This is a genomic window from Oleiphilus sp. HI0079, assembly GCF_001635105.1.
Map to the genome: position 1 here is coordinate 1 of NZ_LWFT01000416.1, position 18429 is coordinate 18429.

Sequence of the window (18429 nt, forward strand, 5' to 3'; positions counted from 1 at the left end):
AATCGCTTCATAAAGCCCTGAAACCGCCCCCTTAATTTGCTCTGTTGAGTCATGCGTTTTTTGCTCCAAAGATCGAACCTCATCCGCTACCACGGCAAAACCGCGCCCGAGCTCTCCCGCCCTAGCCGCTTCAATGGCCGCGTTTAAGGCAAGTAAGTTTGTCTGTTCTGCAATGTCATTGATCACTTCGAGAATCTGTGAAATTTCTTTACTCGCCTCAACAACCGTCATAAGTTCTAGGTCAATCGCACTGATGTTTGTCGCTTGAGCACGAATCCGCTCTACTCGAACATTCATAAATTCGCAGCTTTGCTTTGATGCATCACTCGCCTTCACGCTCACCACAGAGGTACCCTCAGCACTTCTGGATACTTCCCCCGCAGACGAAGTCATTTGGGTAACAGCACTGGCAATGACATCACTGAGATCTCTTTGGGCTTGGCTCGCATCCACGCTTAGGCGCGTCTTCTCATGCAGCGAGGCCGCACCTGACTTAAGTCGAGAAGCGATATTCATCATGTAAGAAATCGCCATCTGGAATTCTTCAAGCAAGGTGTTCACCGCATTCGCCGCTTGCGCCACCTCATCCTTACCGCGAACATCCAATCGCTTCGTCAGGTCCGCATTCTGTATGATGTCCGAAACCTCAACCTGAAAACGCCCTAGAGACTCAAGGGGCCGAGCCAGCATCCTCACCACTACATAGGCAACTAACAACACAATCAATAAGGCCCCAAGTAAAACCTGAATCGATATGCCGACAATTTCCTCTCGCAGTCTTAGGCCTGGGGCAAAGGCCTCAGCCTCATCAATCTCGCTCATAATCACCCAATTCAAGCCCTCTATCGCAAGCGGCGCATAAGCGGAAAGTACGGGTACTTTTCTATAATCTTCAAAAATTGCGAAAGCAGACTCACCCGACAATGCCTGCTCAACGCCTGGAGTATTGACTGACTGAAGCCCAATACTAGTCCCTTTTGCTGCAATCTCATCGATCACACCGCTACGTTCACCTGCGGTTTGCAGCACAGCCAAGTAGCCCTCTTTATCTTCAATTAAGAATCGGCTCATGCTGCGCATTTTCTTATTTTGTCCGACTAGGTACGTCTCTCCAGATTCACCTAAACCGCTGTCTACCCATTTTTCGTTATGCGTCATGATCGTATTGATCGTATCAATAGGCATCTGAAAAATAAGTACTCCCGTCATTTCACCTTCATCGTAAATCGGCGATGCAATAAATGCCGCTGGATCTTGGTAGGAAGGTAAGTAGGGATGAAAATCATCGATAAAAGTCAGATCCGGAGCATCTGCCTTTACCGCCTGTTTGAAAACACGCGCAATGCCGGAATCGGCATAGGGACCGTCATAAAGCGAGGTTGTGAAATCCAGCGCCTTAAACACCGAATACACAACGTCTCCCGACTCGGCATCCACCAAAAATATATCGTAGTAATCGAAGTGCGTTAGGTAGTCTCTGATTGGCGGGTGATAAACTTCATGCAACTTGGCATAGAGGCTGTTGTCGTTTAACGCAACTAAACCATCCTTTGAACCAAGGGGTTCAGGGTTTCCCGAGATAAACGCGTGCTGCAATGCGATGGAATCCTCGTCAAGCGAACTGTATAGCGAGCCTACAGAAACACTGTCACCCCCATTTCACGACTTATACTCATTAGCAAATTGATCTTGATAATACGACTGCAAGCTAGCCCGTTGGGATGAGAGCTGCGTCGCGTCAATCTGGTCTCGGAATTCTGAGAAGCCTTGCTTAAACTCCCGCATCGCATTCACGATCATGCGATCTTTAGAAAAAGTAATCACCTGACTCTGAATCGTCTGAAAATAGTCTTCGATTTGCGTCTTTTTGATCTCGCGAATAGAGACCAGATGCTCTTCTGCTTGAGTTTCTAAAAACACATTCGCATGTTCATAAGCCGAGGTAGACAGAACGGTGGCTAAAACAGTCATGGAGGAAACGGTAAGCACAGAAATAAACAAGAGGAATTTATTTCTGATCTTCATCAATGATGATTCCAAAAGAGGTAAGAAAAACCTACATAAGAAAGGCAGAGTGTAAGGTAAAATATAGTTGATAATTCGAGAATCGAACGATTATAAATAAATAGAAACGAAGGTTTTTTCTAGGTTTCGAGGCAAAAAAAAAGCGGCCAGTCCCCGGGCCGCTATAATCGTCCATGACGAATTATCCTTGTAACTTTTTGCCTAAAAAAGACTCAAACTTTCTCGGGCTACACACACTGTTTATATTTTTTCAGAGAACTTAGGTTCTTCTTGTGCTTCTGATTTTGTTTTTTCTTTCTGTGAATAAATTCCGATCGTATGTTCGGCACACGCTTAATTGCTTAATTGCTTAATTGCTTAATTAGTTGGCGAAATACATCGCTTCAAAATATTCTTTAAGGGCTCCAAAGCTTGCTTCTTCAGTAGAACCTTCCAATTCAAATAACGCTACACCTAGTACTTTTTTCATTGCTGCTACCCCTCGGCATTTCACTTGCAACAAGCAAACGCCCTCAGTTATAAATGAATCAGCTGAGCTGATTGGCGCGTAACGCACTTACTGCTTTGCGCCAATCAGTCCGTCAACTAACACTTTGCATATAGCTTGCCAACAATCAGAAAAAACAGGTTTATACCATATAATTCAGTAACTTAACGAAAGACACAAGCAAATCAGTAGACCATACTGATTCTTGGACGAGCAATACTACGCACAAATTTTGACCAAACCGCACCACCATGTAACATGCATCGATAACATTTCGAACATACTTGATCTAACTCGGTGGTGATTTAGTCACGCCTTAACACTGACTTTCAAAAGGTACGCCATTGCACATTCTTATATACGGAGCCGGTACAACAGGCTGCTACATCGCGGCGCAATGCAAAGAAGCTGGAGTGCAGACAAGCCTGGTTTGCCGGCCACGCATTCGCAAAGACTTAGAACGTTCAGGAGGGCTTCATTATAGTGACTATACGGGAAGGGCTAGCTCGGTTGCGCTACCCAGTTTGAACACGGTTTTACCAGACCTTTCTTCACAGCATTTCGATCTCTGCTTGGTCACACTCAAGTGCCATCAACTTGAAGGTGCGCTCGATGATCTCGTTCAACTTTCGAACGCGGGTTGCGAAATGCACTTTTTACAAAACGGTTTGAATGCTTTTCAGCAACTTCCGCAACTCGAGCATCAATCCAATTGCTATTCAGGCATCATTCCTTTCAATGTCGTCACGCTTTCGGAAAACGACGGTATAAAGTTTCACCAAGGCACGGAAGGTGTATTACAGCTTCAATCTACTCCTTTAACCCTGCGGCTAGATGCTGCATTTCAAACGTCAAACAGAGCGCTGAGCTTATACCAAGATATTCAACCCGTGGTGTATGGCAAGCTGCTTCTCAATTTAAACAATGCGATTAACGCTCTCTCGAATATGCCTTTAAAAGAGCAACTCGAAACTCGACGTTTACGTCTCGTCGTTGCGGCAACCATGCGAGAATATTTGGCTGTTTGCAAATATCGAAAACAAAGTCTGATTCTATCTGCACCAATCCCACCGGCGCTTTTGCCTGCCTTCCTTTCACTGCCAAACTTTATCTTTAAACGCGCAGCTAAGAGCATGCTGGAAATTGACCCACTCGCGCGCTCTTCCATGTGGGAAGATATTCAGGCAGGAAAGAAAACCGAGATTTCTTTTCTTAACGGGATGGTGGTTCGCCTCGCAAAAGAAGCAGGCATTGCTTGCCCAGCGAATGAGCGCGTTTGTCGGCTAATCGAAAAGCTGGAGAAGGGCCAGAAAGTAGCGCTCAGCGAGTTACATATCTAAAGACGATCGCCATGTTCATAAGAGCATGATCGACAACAAAGGAATCGACTGGCACTAAGCCAAACATCGTTTAAAACACGAAGAGAAAGAATAAAAAGAACTGGCCGGGAAAAATGCAAACGCTCTTACCCGGCCAAATAGATCTACCTTTACTTAAAAGAGTCGATGATCTTATTCAAGGTTGCACTTGGGCGCATTGCAGAGCTAACCAGCTCCTGATTAGGGTGATAATAACCACCTACGTCGACTGGTTGCCCTTGTGAAGCAAGCATCTCGCCGATGATTGTTTCCTCGTTATCACGCAACTCTTTGGCCAGCGCAGTAAACTTAGCTTTCAATGCAGGGTCTTCATCCTGCGTGGCCAGTGCATCGGCCCAATAAAGTGCCAGATAAAAGTGGCTGCCGCGATTATCGACCTCACCCACTTTTCGTGAAGGTGACTTATTTTCCTCGAGGAAAACTTCGGTCGCTTTATCTAAGGTTTTGGCTAAGATCTTCGCATGAGGATTATCTGTTTTCTCACCCAAGTCTTCCAAAGAGACAGCAATCGCTAGAAATTCGCCAAGCGAGTCCCAGCGCAAGTGATTCTCTTCGTTAAATTGTTGGACGTGCTTCGGTGCAGAACCACCAGCGCCTGTTTCAAACAAACCGCCACCTGCCATCAAGGGCACAATCGACAACATTTTTGCACTGGTGCCGAGTTCGAGAATTGGGAACAAATCTGTTAGGTAGTCGCGGAGCACGTTACCGGTGACAGAAATCGTATCTTGTCCGCGAATCAAACGCTCCATGGTTAGGCGAATAGCTTGATCAGGAGAAAGAATTCGAATATCCAAGCCGTCGGTATCGTGATCTTTCAAATACATTTCGACTTTTGAAATCATTGAGGCGTCGTGTGGACGCTCAGCATCCAACCAGAAGACGGCAGGCATACCACTCGCGCGCGCTCGCGTCACTGCAAGTTTCACCCAGTCACGAATCGGCAGGTCTTTGGTCTGACACATGCGCCAGATATCACCCTTTTCCACATCGTGTGACATCAACACCTTGCCTGAATCGTCAACCACACGAACAACGCCATCTGCGGCAAGCTCAAAGGTTTTGTCGTGCGAACCGTACTCTTCTGCTTTTTGTGCCATCAAACCAACGTTTGGAACAGTGCCCATCGTAGTCGGATCAAAATTGTCGTGGTGCTTACAGAAATTGATGACTTCCTGATAGATCGTTGCATAAGTACTTTCAGGGATGACCGCTTTGGTGTCTTTCAACTTGCCATCCGTGCCCCACATTTTACCGCCAACACGAATCATCGCTGGCATGGAGGCATCGACGATCACGTCACTCGGTACGTGAAGATTCGAAATGCCCTTATCCGAATCGACCATCGCTAACTCTGGACGATTCTCATAACAGCGACGAATATCTTCCTCAATTTCAGAACGTTGCGAATACGGAAGCTCCTGAATTTTCTGATGCACATTGCTCAGCCCGTTATTCGGATTCACGCCCAGCTTTTCGAATGTCTCGGCATGTTTTTCAAAAACGTCTTTAAAGTAGACGGTGACAGCATGACCAAACACGATCGGGTGGGACACCTTCATCATGGTGGCTTTCACGTGCAGAGAAAACAGAATATTTGCGCGCTTTGCGCCTTCCATTTCCTCTTCAAAAAAGTTACGAAGCGCTTTCACGCTCATAAACATTCCGTCTATGACTTCGCCTTCAAGTAAAGCTAAGTTTTCTTTCAGGACCTTTTTCTGGCCATCTTTGGTTTCAAGCTCAATATTTACTGAGCACGCTTTATCAACAATCGTCGATTTCTCGTTGTGATAAAAATCATGATCCCACATGTGTGCAACGTGCGTGCGCGACGCTTGGCTCCACTTACCCATAGAATGAGGGTGCTTGCGTGCATAGGCCTTAACGGCTTTTGGCGCGCGACGGTCCGAGTTGCCTTCGCGCAATACAGGGTTAACGGCACTGCCTAATACTTTCGCGTAGCGCGCTTGAATATCGGCTTCTTCATCGTTTTTTGGCTCATCAGGATATGCCGGTAGGTCATAACCCTGCGCTTGTAACTCTGCGATTGCCGCCTTCAACTGAGGGATAGAAGCACTGATATTCGGAAGTTTAATAATGTTCGCTTCAGGCTTTAGCGTTAGCTGGCCCAAATCATTCAATGCATCCGGGACACGCTGCTCGTCTTTCAAATATTCTGGAAATGCTGACAGCATTCTTGCTGCCAGAGAGATATCACTTTCTTCAACACTTACTTCTGCAGCCGAGGTAAATGCATTCACTATCGGCAATAGTGAATACGTGGCAAGTGCCGGTGCTTCATCTGTCTTCGTGTAGATAATTTTATTAGACATGTCTTCCCCAAACGGTATCGGTAGAAATTGCCAGAATCTGAGTACAGGACAACTTTTGGTCGTCTCCCTCAGTGGCGAGAAAAATCGCCACAATACTAGCGAAATACGCAAGAAATGGCCAACATCTGGCCAAGTAAACCTGTAAGTTTAGTAGAAGATTAGTGGAACAATATGACAATTATTTATTTAAACGCGCCTTCCTCAATTAAAAGGTTAAGTAAGCCCGCAGTCGAGGCTTCGATTGCCCTAACCTCATCACGCGCTTTGACCGTTTTACGGTAATTATCGATCTCACCAACACCAGCGTAAATGCGCACCCAGCCTCGGTTTGAAATAAACTCACCGATCACCGTGGTCTCGTCTTTGTAGCCTTGATATAGCTCGGCCGTAATCACAATACAATGTGCCGCCTTGGCAGGAACAATGCCAAAGGTCACAACCGAGGTAGAATACGTAAAGCCATCTCTGAATGACTCAACTCCATGCACACACGCTCCCCCATCCGGAACGGCCTGCTGAATATCTAGAACAAAATCCGCGTCGTCCTCATCGACGAGCGTAAAACCATAGTAACGAACGACCGTCTGCACGAGCTCTAGTACTTCTGCGCTGTCGCTGTGCAACTCAAATAGACGCTCACTGTCTTGCAATGCAGTCTGAATCGCATCGCCTGTCACCGCCATGCGAATAAAACCAAGCTCACTGCGATCCACCTCGTCCATCACATCGCGCACATTCGACGTGGTCGTCGAACAACCTGCAAGCGCCACCAACAACGCAACAAGACACAGTGCGCGCAAAACAATATCGTTCAAGACGCCCTTTGGGCCACGCCTTTTAGAAGATCGCATTTGAATCATTTTAAACATCAGTCTGAGAACTTAAGGTAATGGAGACAGAATCGGCAAAACGCAACGCGTGCGGTTTTTCAACTTTAACCCGAGCAGACGCGACCTCGTTATGTGACAACACCAGATCCAATATGTCCGAACAGAGTTTTTCCAGCAATTTAAAGCGCCCTTCTTCAACTAGGCGAATCACCGCCTTGGTGATGACTTTGTAGTTCAACGCATCGTCCGCTTCATCACTGCTACATGCTGTATCGGCTTGGTAATCCAGCTCAAGATTAATCACCACATCTTGCTTCTTCTCCAGTTCTTCCGGATTAAAACCAATAAATGTGCGTAAGCGTAAATTTTCGATATGGATATGTGCGAGGTGATTTGCCACGAATGTCTCGTTTATTGGAATTTGGCCACAAATCTAACACCAAAAGCCTTAAACACCAATTGGATTGAGGTGGCATTTGCGTCAGAATAGTTGGCTATCTCAAAATATGCGCCAAACACGCTTCACCCTTTAAAAACTTATCTCGAGTAGCCAATGAATCGCTCTGTTGTTATTGCTTCAATACTCTCTGTTCTCGTCCTTCTTTGGGTTCTTTCGGGCACCTTCGGCTCTAGCAATACAGAAAAGCCTGAAACCGCAGACTCGGCCGATGCCAGCCTCGAAACGACCAAGCTCGAAGGCAGCAACAAAGCCGAAACGAGCAAACCAAGCTTCAAAGTCATTATTCGCGAGATGTCGGCCGTACCTGTCGCCGACAGCATCACTTTACAAGGCGCCGTCAATCCATCGCGCACGATCACGGTTAAATCAGAGACACACGGTAAGATTGAAGCCGTGTTGATTGAAAACGGCACGCGTGTAAAGGCCGAAACGCGCTTGGTGAACATCGCCACAGATGATCGGCAGGCTCGCCTTGACCAAGCTCAGGCTGAACTCAAATTAAGAGAAGCAGAACTGGAAGCCGCGAACCAGCTCAAAACCAAACGTATGATCTCTGGCAATCAGCTTGAGCAAGCCGTCGCAAATGTCGCTGCTGCGCGTGCATCTGTGAAGCAGATAAAAGTAGAGCTTGGCCAAACGATTATTCGTGCTCCCTTTGCTGGCATCGTCAATGAACGTCATGTTGAACTTGGAGACTACGTCTCCGCAGGCGATCCGATTGCTAATCTGATTGACGATACCCAAGTTAAAATCGTCGCACGGGTGCCACAACAACATATTTCAAAGCTGAGTGTCGGCCAAACTCTCACCGCCAAGCTTCTCGATGGAACACGTATCGAGGGTAAGCTGAGCTACATATCCAGCTATGCCGATCCTGCCACACGCACATTCCGCGTCGAAGCGAATGCAAAACCGGCGGCAAACATGCGGCTTGGACAAAGCGCCTCTGTCGGACTTACCCTTGGCGAACTGCAAGCGCACAAGGTGTCGTCTTCTGTACTCTCGCTTGCGGCAGATGGCAGCATCTTCGTCAATGCAGTGGATGACAACAATCAAGTGGTTCGCCACGAGGTAGAGATCATCAAAAACGACAGTGATGGCGTTTGGTTATCCGGCTTACCTGAGCAGCTGCGACTCATTGTAGTAGGCCAAGCCTTTGTCGCTGAAGGTCAAACCGTCGAAGTGAGCATCGAGGGTGATGCATGATTGCCAAAACAGACCTCAGCGCTACCAGCTCCTCGGACGATCATAAACCCAATATCGTCGACTGGGCGATTCGACGACGCCGTGCCGCGCTGCTAATCCTATTTTTCTTATTAATCGCCGGCATTCAGTCCTATAACACGATCCCGAAAGAGTCAGAGCCAGACATCCCCATTCCCTATATTTATGTATCAATGGGCTATGAGGGTATCTCGCCCGAAGATGCCGAGCGTCTCCTCGTTCGCCCAATGGAGAAAGAGCTTAAGTCCATTGAGGGCATCAAAGAAATGAGCGCGGTTGCGAGCGAAGGTCATGCCTCGGTCACATTAGAATTCGATGCTGGCTTTGATGGCGATGCAGCCTTACAGGATGTTCGAGAGAAAGTAGATCGCGCAAAATCGAAGCTACCTGAGGGCAGCGATGATCCAACCGTCAACGAAATTAATGTTGCCCTCTTCCCAGTAATGAGCATGAGCCTTGGCGGGCCGTTACCAGAGCGCAATCTGCTCGCCATTGCGCGCGATTTGCGCGATGACATCGAAGCACTAGCCGGCGTGTTAGAAGTCGACATCGGTGGTGATCGCGAAGAGCTGCTAGAAGTGGTGGTTGATCCATTGGTGCTTGAAACCTATGGCATCAACTTTGAAAGCGTCTTATCGATTGTTTCTCGAAATAATCGATTGGTCGCCGCTGGAGCGATCGATAATGGTTCGGGCCGTCAAATTCTAAAGGTCTCGGGTATTATTGAAGACCTCGATGACATTATGTCGATGCCCATCAAGATCGAGAACGATACAGTCGTCGCCTTTCGAGACGTTGCGACTGTGCGGCGTACCTTCAAAGATCCAGGCGGTTTCGCACGCGTAAATGGCGAGCCAGCGCTCACCCTTGAAGTCAAAAAGCGCCTCGGCGCCAATATCATCCAGGTCATCGATGACATAAAAGCGATTGTGGCTGAGAAGAAACAATATTGGCCAGAAACACTAGAGCACAACATCATTTTCGATAAGTCGAAAGACATTATCACCATGCTCGAAGATCTACAGAATAATGTCATAAGTGCCATTATCATGGTCATGATTGTGATCGTCGGTGCCCTTGGCGTCCGCTCATCCATTCTCGTTGGCATTGCGATCCCCGCTTCATTTTTAAGCAGCATGTTGATTATCAACGCCATGGGTTTAACACTGAATATTGTCGTGCTGTTCAGTTTGATTCTGGTGGTGGGCATGCTGGTTGATGGCGCGATCGTTGTTACTGAACTCGCTTCTCGAAATCAGGAAGCCGGGCTGAGCCCCGCGCGTGCCTTTTCAAAAGCGTCTCGACGTATGGCATGGCCGATCATCGCCTCCACGGCAACAACGCTTGCGGTATTCGTGCCGTTGATTGCTTGGCCAGGCGTCGTCGGCGAGTTTATGAAGTTTCTGCCCATCACGGTGATTATTTGTTTATGTGCGTCTCTCGTCGTCGCGCTTATATTCTTACCGGTTCTCGGTGCTGGACTTGGCGGTAGTAAGGCCGTGAAGGAAAGCGATCAAGCAGAGAACGCCTTTACCAAGGCATATTCTCATCTGCTGCGTTCCATGCTTCGACGACCCGCTCTCACCCTGTTTGCCAATATCGCCATTGTTGTGGTGATCATGTTCGCCTACGGTTCATTTGGGAAAGGCGTTGAGTTTTTTCCGGAAGTCGAGCCAGAGAGCGCCAAAGTGTTGGTATATGCGCGTGGTGATTTATCCGTCTTTGAGAAAGACGCTATTCTGCGAGAAGTGGAACAATTCTTTTATGGTATGCCGGAATTGGAATCTGTTTACGCCCGCTCATTCAACCAGCCTGATGGACAACTCACAGAAGATGTTATTGGCACCGTCGACTTCCAATTTATCGATTGGGATGAACGACGACCTGCTAGCGCTATTTTGGCCGAAATGGCAGAAATGACGAAATCTATTCCCGGCGTAAAATTAGAGTTTCGCAAGGCTGAAAACGGCCCATCAGGTGGAAAGCCAATTCAAATTCAGGTATCTGCGATCTATCCCGAACACATTGATGAAACAATAGATCTGCTGCGCGCGCACATGTCCAAGATTGGCGGCTTTAAAAATATCGAAGACGATCGTGCCTTGCCAGGTATTGAATGGCAAGTCGAAGTGAACCGTGAAGATGCGGCACGCGCCGGTGCGGACATCGTCTTAATCGGCACCGCGATTCAACTGCTCACAAATGGTGTAAAGGTCGCCGAATATAGACCTGACGACACCGATGAGGAAGTTGACATCAATATCCGTTTTCCAAATGACAAACGTACTTTGGAGTCACTACAAGGTTTTCGAATTCAAACGAGCGTCGGCATGGTCCCTCTTGGGAACTTCGTCTCTCTTGAGGCCGCACCTAAAACGGGCACCATCAAACGAGCGGATGGCAAGCGCGCCATTACCTTGCAATCAGATGTTGAAGAAGGCCTGCTGCCAACAGACAAAATTGAAGCGCTTTTTGCATCGGTCGAAGGCGAGACATTCAAGCCAGATGTTCGCTTAAAACTAAAAGGCGAGCAGCAGGATCAACAAGAGACCATGACGTTTTTGCTAACGGCATTCATTTTGGCGATCTTCTTGATGCTGCTCATTCTGGTTATTCAATTCAACAGTTTTTATCAAAGCTTTTTAGTACTTAGCGCGATTGTTTTTTCAACCTTTGGCGTACTGCTCGGCCTTTTGATTACCGCCCAACCCTTTGGGGTGGTCATGGTTGGCTTGGGCATTATTGCGCTGGCCGGTATCGTCGTAAATAACAACATCGTGTTGATCGACACCTACAACTCCTACCTGAAAGACGGTTATTCTGCATTTGACGCCGCGCTCGCAACCGGAGAGATTCGTCTACGACCTGTATTGCTCACGGCGGGCACAACAATTCTTGGCTTAATTCCAATGGTACTCGCCATGAATATTGATTTTATTGGTCGCGAAGTAAGCTTCGGTGCGCCATCAACACAGTGGTGGAGACAACTATCAAGCGCCATTGCGGGGGGCTTGGGTTTTGCTACGGTGCTGACCCTGTTGTTGACGCCCTCGTTATTGGTATTGGGCGCGAACACCAGCGCTTGGTGGAGAAACAAACGCGGCAAAACGATCAGTTCTGACTAAACTTCTTTACGACGTTCGCGCCAGTAATCAATCGGCTGCGAGTGATGCATCGTAGAATCAAGCGAATTGTTCAAATATGGAAAATAGCCAAGGAGACTGTATGAATAGCGAAGCGAATACTTCGACCCCAGCAATGCAACATACCGCAGAGGCTTTTCCGGATAAGGATCGCATTCAGATTGGTATCAGTAGCTGCCTACTCGGTGAACAGGTCCGCTTTGATACTGGACATAAACATCACTCTTACATTACGAAGACGCTTGGCGAGTTCTTTACCTTTCGGCCTTTTTGCCCTGAAATGGCCATTGGACTAGGCACCCCACGAGAAACAATTCGACTGGTTGAGGCCGAAGACGGCATTCGTGCGGTCGGTACCAAAACCGAAGGCCACGACGTCACTGAGCGGCTGCGAGATAACGCCGAGCAGCAAGCGCATTGGCATCAAGAACTATGTGGCTACATTCTAAAAAAAGACTCTCCGAGTTGCGGCATGGAGAGAGTGAAGGTTTATAAAAAGAACATGCCCGAGCGGATTGGTGCCGGTCTATACGCCGAAGTTCTGCTGCGCAATTTTCCCAATTTGCCGGTCGAAGAAGAGGGCCGCTTGGGCGATCCAGTGCTTCGAGAGAACTTCATCAAGCGCGTTTATGCTTACCGTGATTGGTTAGACCTCATTGAAAATGGGCTCACGATGAAGGCACTGACGGAATTCCATTCCGCCTACAAATACGCTCTTTTAAGTCACGATCAAGATCGAACGCGTGCGCTCGGTACCATGCTTGGTAACGGAAACAAAACCAAAGTGGAGTCGCTTTCAGAGTGCTACTTTGTCGAAATGATGAGAATTCTGAAGATCCGCGCAACACGTAAAAATCACGTTAACGTACTGCAACACCTGCAGGGCTTTCTTAAAAATGATATCGATAAAGAAGATAAGGCAGAGCTTGTCGAAACGATCTTGCAATATCGGGAAGGATTAGTGCCACTGATCGTTCCGATCGTCCTAATGCGACATCACTTTCGCCGCCACCCCAAGCCCTTCGTCAACAACTGCAAGTACCTCGCCCCTCACCCTTCGGAGTTGACGCTACTAAACACCTTGTAGCGAGGCGTTTTTGAAAGAAAGTCTAACTGCCGCCTTAGATCATAGAGCTGCGCATCACTTGCTGGCGATGTGCAGCTCTATAATAGGCAACGCCTAGAGCAAGCGCGATAAAGCCCTCAATCTCTGCCATTAGCCACGCGCCGACATGGCCCAAGGCCTCGGGATAGATAATAAAACTGATCAAACGGGTTCCAATCAGCGTCAGCGAAAAAACCAAGGCAAAAAAAAGTGTCGCCTCCTGAAATCCTTCTTTGAAAGACCCCAACAGCATCGCGATGCCAAGACCCAACTGAATACCACCGTAAACCGTAAAGAACTCTGCTGTTGCCGCCACGCCGGTCATCTCATAGCCAACATAGCTCGCCGCCAAGTCCGGTCGAATCAAACACCAAAGCCCGCTAAGAAGATAAAGTCCTGCAACGATCCTTAAAATCAACATAAGCGTTCTCCTAGCTGGCCGAAGCCGCTTCTATGCGCTTGAGAGCGAGAAAGCGGGCCTTTTCATCGTAAAAATATTGAATGACCGCGACAGCATTTCCATCACCATCAGAAAGAGCGATATTCGTTAACCCTTCATAACGCATAAGCAAACGTGACTCTCGGTCGTATTCCAGAAAAATCGGATCGACCAGCAAGCCTATAACCCAAGAGCTCGGCTTGATCTGAAAACGCACTCGCTCACTGGTTTGAGCAACAACGCTAAGTTCAAACTCGATGGTGGATCCGCGCGTAATAGCGAGAAAATCGAATTCGTGTTCATCTCCTGAAAGCAGGCTATCCCAACGCTTCACGAGCAGGCGATCGAACCCACCATCGACAACAAACGAAGCGTCGTTCTTCAAGGAAATCCTGTCCTCTTTGAGCATCTCGGATCGATCTGTTTTGAGAACAAACATGCCCTCTCTATATTCTGAGCCATAACGCAAGGCCGCATTCTGATATTGGAAATCTAAGGTTGGGGCTGTTTGGCTCGCCTCAAAATCAAGGCGCTTACTCGCGATGAGCGATCCATCCGCAGCCACGTAGCGCACTTCGCTACTAAGATACTCGCCTTCGGAATCAAGTGAAATGGCGTGCTCCTCGCTATATAGCAGCGCCCCCGTTTCTATGTCAGTGGCTTTACCAACAAAGCTGAATTGTTGCGCATTTACAGATAAGGCGAGAGAGAAAGCACACGCAAAGAAAATAAAATTAAGTAGAGACTTAAAGCTAAAATATCGCATCAATCATTCCTGGGTACTTGACTGTACTGTACTAGAAATACGCAAGACGGAGTAACACGGTTTACTTAAGACAGTATGGAACGATCCCGGTGGGCTAATCGCTCTGAAGGCAAAGCCCAAGCGAGCCTTGTCTCTGCTGTTGTTTGATCGCAAGCAACACCACACTGGCGACAACAAACCACAACCCAGCAATAAAGGGGATCGACGAATCAGGAAAGTCGAGCGCACCAAGCTTCCGCCCTGCGATGTAAGAGAGCGCACCACCGATAGAAAAGAAAGCGAGCAAAACGACGGGCGAGCGCAGCAGCCAAGACAGAGAGATAGGCAAGCATGTCACAAAGCCAAGCCACATGTAACAGAGCCACAGGGGGATCAGTTCCATAACCATGACATTACCAGCGTTGAACTGATAGATGCCAAAAACACCAAAAATACTATCGGCCATCATCCCTAGCGCGGCCAATGCAATACACGCGAGGCGTACTTTTGCCCTTCTTTCGGCGTAAAGAAAGTGCCCCAAATGGACGAAAAGCAACGGAAGCGCATACAACCAACCGGACAATATCGCGGTAAACCAAAGTGCCTGAAAGGTCACGGCATTGATAATCTTATGCGTCATAATACTCGACTTATCATTCATTTGGCGCGCAATGCATCCTCTCTAACAGATGGCGAACTAAGCGACTATTTCGCCTCTAAATGCCGGTTTGGCGTACAATAAATGCGAAACGCCAATTGAGCGCTCGGCAAAACCACCTTCACAATAACACAAATAAAATTCCCACATTCTCTGGAAAGTCTCACTGTAGCCTAGCTTACTGATCGCCTTAGACTCTCGTTTACAGACCTCGTTCCACATATGCAACGTGCGTGCATAGTGCTCAGCAAAATCCTGATGAGAAACCAAGCGAAGATCTGAGCTATCGCGCATTGCAGAAGACAACGCAGTCAAAGACGGAATACAGCTGCCAGGAAAAATATAACGCTGAATAAAATCAACATCCCGCTTAGCGCGCTCATATCTCTGATCGGTAATGGTAATCGCCTGAATCAGCATCAAACCGTCCGGCTTGAGAAGACGTGAACAGGTCTCATAGTAGGTGTTATAAAACTTCCACCCAACCGCTTCGATCATTTCTATGGACACCAGCTTATCGAACTGCCCTTCCAACTTTCGATAGTCCTCAAGTAGCAAGGTGATTTTGTCTTCGAGCCCCGCCTCCTTGACGCGCTGGCAAGCCAAGTCATATTGCTGACGTGAAATAGTGGTCGTGGTGACCTTGCACCCATAGTTTTGTGCTGCATAGATTGCAAAGCCGCCCCACCCCGTTCCGATCTCGACAACGTGGTCAGTTTTGCTCAATTGGAGTTTTTCACAAATCGTACGCAGCTTGTTTAACGAGCCTTCTTCCAAGCTTGCATCTTCACTCGGAAACAATGCAGACGAATACATCATGGTTGGGTCTAAAAAGGTCTTGAAAAAATCATTCCCCAAATCATAGTGCGCAGCGATGTTTCGCTTTGAGCCCTTCACCGTATTTTGGTTCAGGCGATGCATCACCTTCAGAACAGGTTTAGAGAGTTTAGCGAGCCCGCCCTCCATACCATCCAACACGTCCATGTTGCGGACCATTAAACGCATCAACGCCGCTAAATCGGGACTCGTCCAATCACCCGTCATGTAACTTTCCGCTGCACCGATGCTTCCACCCGTCAAAATATCTACGTAGCAGGCACGATCAACAATATTCAACTCACCATAAATATCGCTGCCCTCGTTCGAGCCAAATACGTGCCTAACTCCACCATCAATAATGACAAGCTGGCCATACTCTAGACTCTCGAGTTGTTTAAAAACGGCTTTTTTGGCCAAGCTCTGAAAACTGGAACCCTGGCTTGTTGGAAGAGTGGTTGTTTGACTATTCATAGTGTGTTCCTGCTTTCTCATTCGCTAAGTTTGTATCAGCGCTGGATAAGGATGGATGATCATAAAACGGGCTACGCTTGAGCCACAATTTCAAGGCCTGCCAGTAAATGCCGAAGACGACTTTCAGGGTCATAAACGGCTGTTTGAGGATGACGGATGCAGCCGCGGCAACAGGCACACGTTGCATACCTAGCGTGGCATCAAAATGTTTCTCAATGGCAGAACGATCGTGCGCTGCCTTACTCATGGTGTTCTCCATGTGAACAGCAAGCTTTTCAGATGGCTGCTTGAACACCCAGTTATATTCCATATTCATGGGGTTAAACGGTGATACATGGAACGCTTTATCAAAGTCAAAGCGTTTTGCATCCTCACGCAGGTGTGTCACGTTGAGCGCTGCATTGTCTGCGCTTTGATATACGTCGGTATCGCGTTCACTCTTAGAGATAAAGGGCAAAACATATGCGTGCCGTTCACCCCATGGCGTATTCGTAATCTCTGCCAGTACGGCAAGCAACTCATCGTGCTCGTCAAAGCAATAATAAAAACTCACCGGATTGAATATCAGATTAAAGTAGCGGATGTGCGTCAATACACGAACCGATTTAATCGGTTCGTGTGGAACATCGTTGCGTGTAAAAAACGATGTGACGGACGCGATAACCGCTTGTTTCAGGTCCTGCTCTTTGTCACCGAAGTAATCCTCCCTGACAAAGCGAAACGGAGCCCAGCGGCGAAAACTGAAAAAACGACTTTCTTGAACGAGAGCGTCTAGTTCATCCAGATCCAAAAACCACATGAACATGTCATATTTAAAATCGTTCGAGACCGGCGTAAAGCGACGATGGCGAATTGACCCTTTGTAGAGACAACTGTGTTTTACCCCCGTCGAAGCCGTCATTACAGAGTGATTCCAAATAATTGCGCCACTCGCAAGGCACTATTCACGCCATCTTCGTGAAACCCGTTGAACCAATACGCCCCACAGTAATGCGTTCGGTTGTGCCCGCTAATCTCTCCATGTCGTGCTTGCGCAGCAACGCCATCTTGAGTAAATACTGGATGCGCATAATTAAAACGCTCGATTACCTTGCTCTCGTCGATTTCAGTGCTGCGATTAAGCGTCACCAAAAAGGTCTCCGGAGCATCTTCAAAGCTCTGTAAGATGTTCATGTTGTAGGTGACCATCGCATGCTCACTCCGGCGCTGTGGAATATGGTAGTTCCAAGCAGCCCAAGCTAATTTGCGCTTTGGCATCAAGCGTTCATCGGTATGCAAAACCACCTCGTTTTCCTGATACGGTATCGCCCCCAACACCTCATGTTCTAAAGCTGTCGGCTCTGCAAGCATCTTGAGGGCCTGGTCACTGTGGCACGCCATCACAACCTGATCGAATTCTTCATCGCCATTCTTTGTACGTAACACGACCTTGTTATTACTTCGTATCACTTTCTGAACGGGAGTATTTAAACGAATGCGCTCTTCAAAAGGCTTGATTAGTTCAGAAACGTAGGCACTCGAGCCGTCCGACAGAACCCGCCAAGTTGGGCGGTCATCAACGCTAAGCATGCCATGGTTGTTGAAAAAACGTAGAAAGAACTCAAGCGGAAAATTCATCATCACATCGGTGGATGCAGACCAAATCGCTGCCCCCATCGGGATGATGTAGTAGTCTCGAAAACCCTTAGAGTAGCCGTTCGCCTCTATGTAATCACCGAGGGTCATACTCAAGTCGTCGCCCCGATTCAACGCCGCAACCGTTTCTTTGTTGAACCGTAGGATGTCTTTCACCATTCTAAAAAACGATGGGCGAAACAGGTTCACGCGCTGAGCAAATAAGGTGTTGATACTTGTGCCGTTGTATTCCAACCCGCTGTTTTCATCATGCACGCTAAAGCTCATGTCCGACTCTTGCGTTTGCACACCGAGCTGCGACATCAACTTAATAAAGTTTGGGTAAGTCCAATCGTTATACACGATGAACCCAGTATTCACCGGAAAACGGCGGCCACCACGCTCTATATGTTTGGTGTGGGTATGGCCACCCAAGTAATCATTCGCTTCAAACACCGTGACTTCATGACGGCGGCTTAAAAGGTAGGCCGTCGTGAGGCCCGAAATACCGGAACCAATGACGGCGATTTTTTGTGACGACTGAACTTCGGTCATCATGCTTTTGAACTTCCTTTAGATTCTGTGATCATTTGTGATTCATGACGGGACATTTTGCCTAATAACGCAAAACGGAGTTTGCTCGGCAGTTTAGACACTGCCTTCAACGCCCAAATAAACATGCGAGGGAACGCAATGT

The 18429-nt window shown here is 47.8% G+C and carries 16 protein-coding genes; 4 read left to right on the forward strand and 12 right to left on the reverse strand.

Going from position 1 to position 18429, the window contains the following annotated elements:
* The 3 genes from A3750_RS05425 to A3750_RS05435 form a co-directional block, all read right to left on the reverse strand.
* Window positions 1-1596: methyl-accepting chemotaxis protein (locus tag A3750_RS05425; RefSeq protein ID WP_068548072.1), on the reverse strand; the 1596-nt coding region annotated here is incomplete at its 3' end.
* A 63-nt stretch (window positions 1597-1659) separates the two neighbouring features.
* Window positions 1660-2025 (reverse strand): hypothetical protein, encoded by a 366-nt coding sequence (locus tag A3750_RS05430; RefSeq protein ID WP_068548073.1) that lies wholly within the window; start codon window positions 2023-2025, stop codon window positions 1660-1662.
* A 361-nt stretch (window positions 2026-2386) separates the two neighbouring features.
* Window positions 2387-2527 (reverse strand): hypothetical protein, encoded by a 141-nt coding sequence (locus tag A3750_RS05435; RefSeq protein WP_156492405.1) that lies wholly within the window; start codon window positions 2525-2527, stop codon window positions 2387-2389.
* Between the two features lie 329 nt (window positions 2528-2856).
* Here A3750_RS05435 and A3750_RS05440 point away from each other — a divergent pair, with 329 nt between their 5' ends.
* A complete protein-coding gene (locus tag A3750_RS05440) occupies window positions 2857-3852 on the forward strand; it encodes a 2-dehydropantoate 2-reductase (RefSeq protein ID WP_068548074.1) in 996 nt (331 codons plus the stop codon).
* A 149-nt stretch (window positions 3853-4001) separates the two neighbouring features.
* Here the strand turns inward: A3750_RS05440 and A3750_RS05445 are convergent, their stop codons facing one another.
* The 3 genes from A3750_RS05445 to folX form a co-directional block, all read right to left on the reverse strand.
* Window positions 4002-6224, reverse strand: coding sequence for an NADP-dependent isocitrate dehydrogenase (locus tag A3750_RS05445; RefSeq protein ID WP_068548075.1), 2223 nt, complete (start codon window positions 6222-6224; stop codon window positions 4002-4004).
* A gap of 182 nt (window positions 6225-6406) precedes the next feature.
* Window positions 6407-7039, reverse strand: a complete 633-nt coding sequence (locus A3750_RS05450; RefSeq protein WP_156492404.1) for a hypothetical protein — start codon at window positions 7037-7039, stop codon at window positions 6407-6409.
* A 46-nt stretch (window positions 7040-7085) separates the two neighbouring features.
* Window positions 7086-7454 carry a dihydroneopterin triphosphate 2'-epimerase gene (gene folX / locus A3750_RS05455; RefSeq protein WP_068456339.1) on the reverse strand — a complete coding sequence of 123 codons (369 nt, stop codon included), beginning with the start codon at window positions 7452-7454 and terminating at the stop codon, window positions 7086-7088.
* A 153-nt stretch (window positions 7455-7607) separates the two neighbouring features.
* Between folX and A3750_RS05460 the strand changes: the two genes are divergently transcribed.
* From A3750_RS05460 to A3750_RS05470, 3 genes are all read left to right on the forward strand, one after another.
* Window positions 7608-8720: an efflux RND transporter periplasmic adaptor subunit gene (locus tag A3750_RS05460; RefSeq protein WP_068465612.1), complete on the forward strand. Its 1113-nt coding sequence runs from the start codon at window positions 7608-7610 to the stop codon at window positions 8718-8720.
* Complete coding sequence (locus A3750_RS05465) at window positions 8717-11863, forward strand: efflux RND transporter permease subunit (RefSeq protein ID WP_068454026.1); 3147 nt, start codon at window positions 8717-8719, stop codon at window positions 11861-11863. Before A3750_RS05460 ends, A3750_RS05465 begins: the two co-directional genes overlap by 4 nt.
* A 100-nt stretch (window positions 11864-11963) precedes the next feature.
* Entirely contained in the window at window positions 11964-12968 is a 1005-nt protein-coding gene (locus A3750_RS05470) for a DUF523 and DUF1722 domain-containing protein (RefSeq protein ID WP_197466229.1), read from the forward strand.
* 34 nt (window positions 12969-13002) lie between these two features.
* Here A3750_RS05470 and A3750_RS05475 read toward each other — a convergent pair whose 3' ends face one another.
* The 6 genes from A3750_RS05475 to A3750_RS05500 form a co-directional block, all read right to left on the reverse strand.
* Window positions 13003-13407: a hypothetical protein gene (locus A3750_RS05475; protein ID WP_068454027.1), complete on the reverse strand. Its 405-nt coding sequence runs from the start codon at window positions 13405-13407 to the stop codon at window positions 13003-13005.
* A 10-nt stretch (window positions 13408-13417) separates the two neighbouring features.
* Entirely contained in the window at window positions 13418-14191 is a 774-nt protein-coding gene (locus tag A3750_RS05480; protein ID WP_068548076.1) for a hypothetical protein, read from the reverse strand.
* A gap of 94 nt (window positions 14192-14285) precedes the next feature.
* Window positions 14286-14831 (reverse strand): DUF2878 domain-containing protein, encoded by a 546-nt coding sequence (locus tag A3750_RS05485; protein WP_068454031.1) that lies wholly within the window; start codon window positions 14829-14831, stop codon window positions 14286-14288.
* 36 nt (window positions 14832-14867) lie between these two features.
* Window positions 14868-16118, reverse strand: a complete 1251-nt coding sequence (locus tag A3750_RS05490; protein ID WP_068454033.1) for a cyclopropane-fatty-acyl-phospholipid synthase family protein — start codon at window positions 16116-16118, stop codon at window positions 14868-14870.
* On the reverse strand, window positions 16111-17019 hold the full coding sequence (locus tag A3750_RS05495; RefSeq protein WP_068454035.1) for a DUF1365 domain-containing protein: 909 nt from the start codon (window positions 17017-17019) through the stop codon (window positions 16111-16113). The genes A3750_RS05490 and A3750_RS05495 overlap by 8 nt, the downstream gene beginning before the upstream one ends.
* Window positions 17019-18290: an NAD(P)/FAD-dependent oxidoreductase gene (locus tag A3750_RS05500; RefSeq protein ID WP_068466033.1), complete on the reverse strand. Its 1272-nt coding sequence runs from the start codon at window positions 18288-18290 to the stop codon at window positions 17019-17021. Before A3750_RS05500 ends, A3750_RS05495 begins: the two co-directional genes overlap by 1 nt.
* Window positions 18291-18429 lie beyond the last annotated feature (139 nt).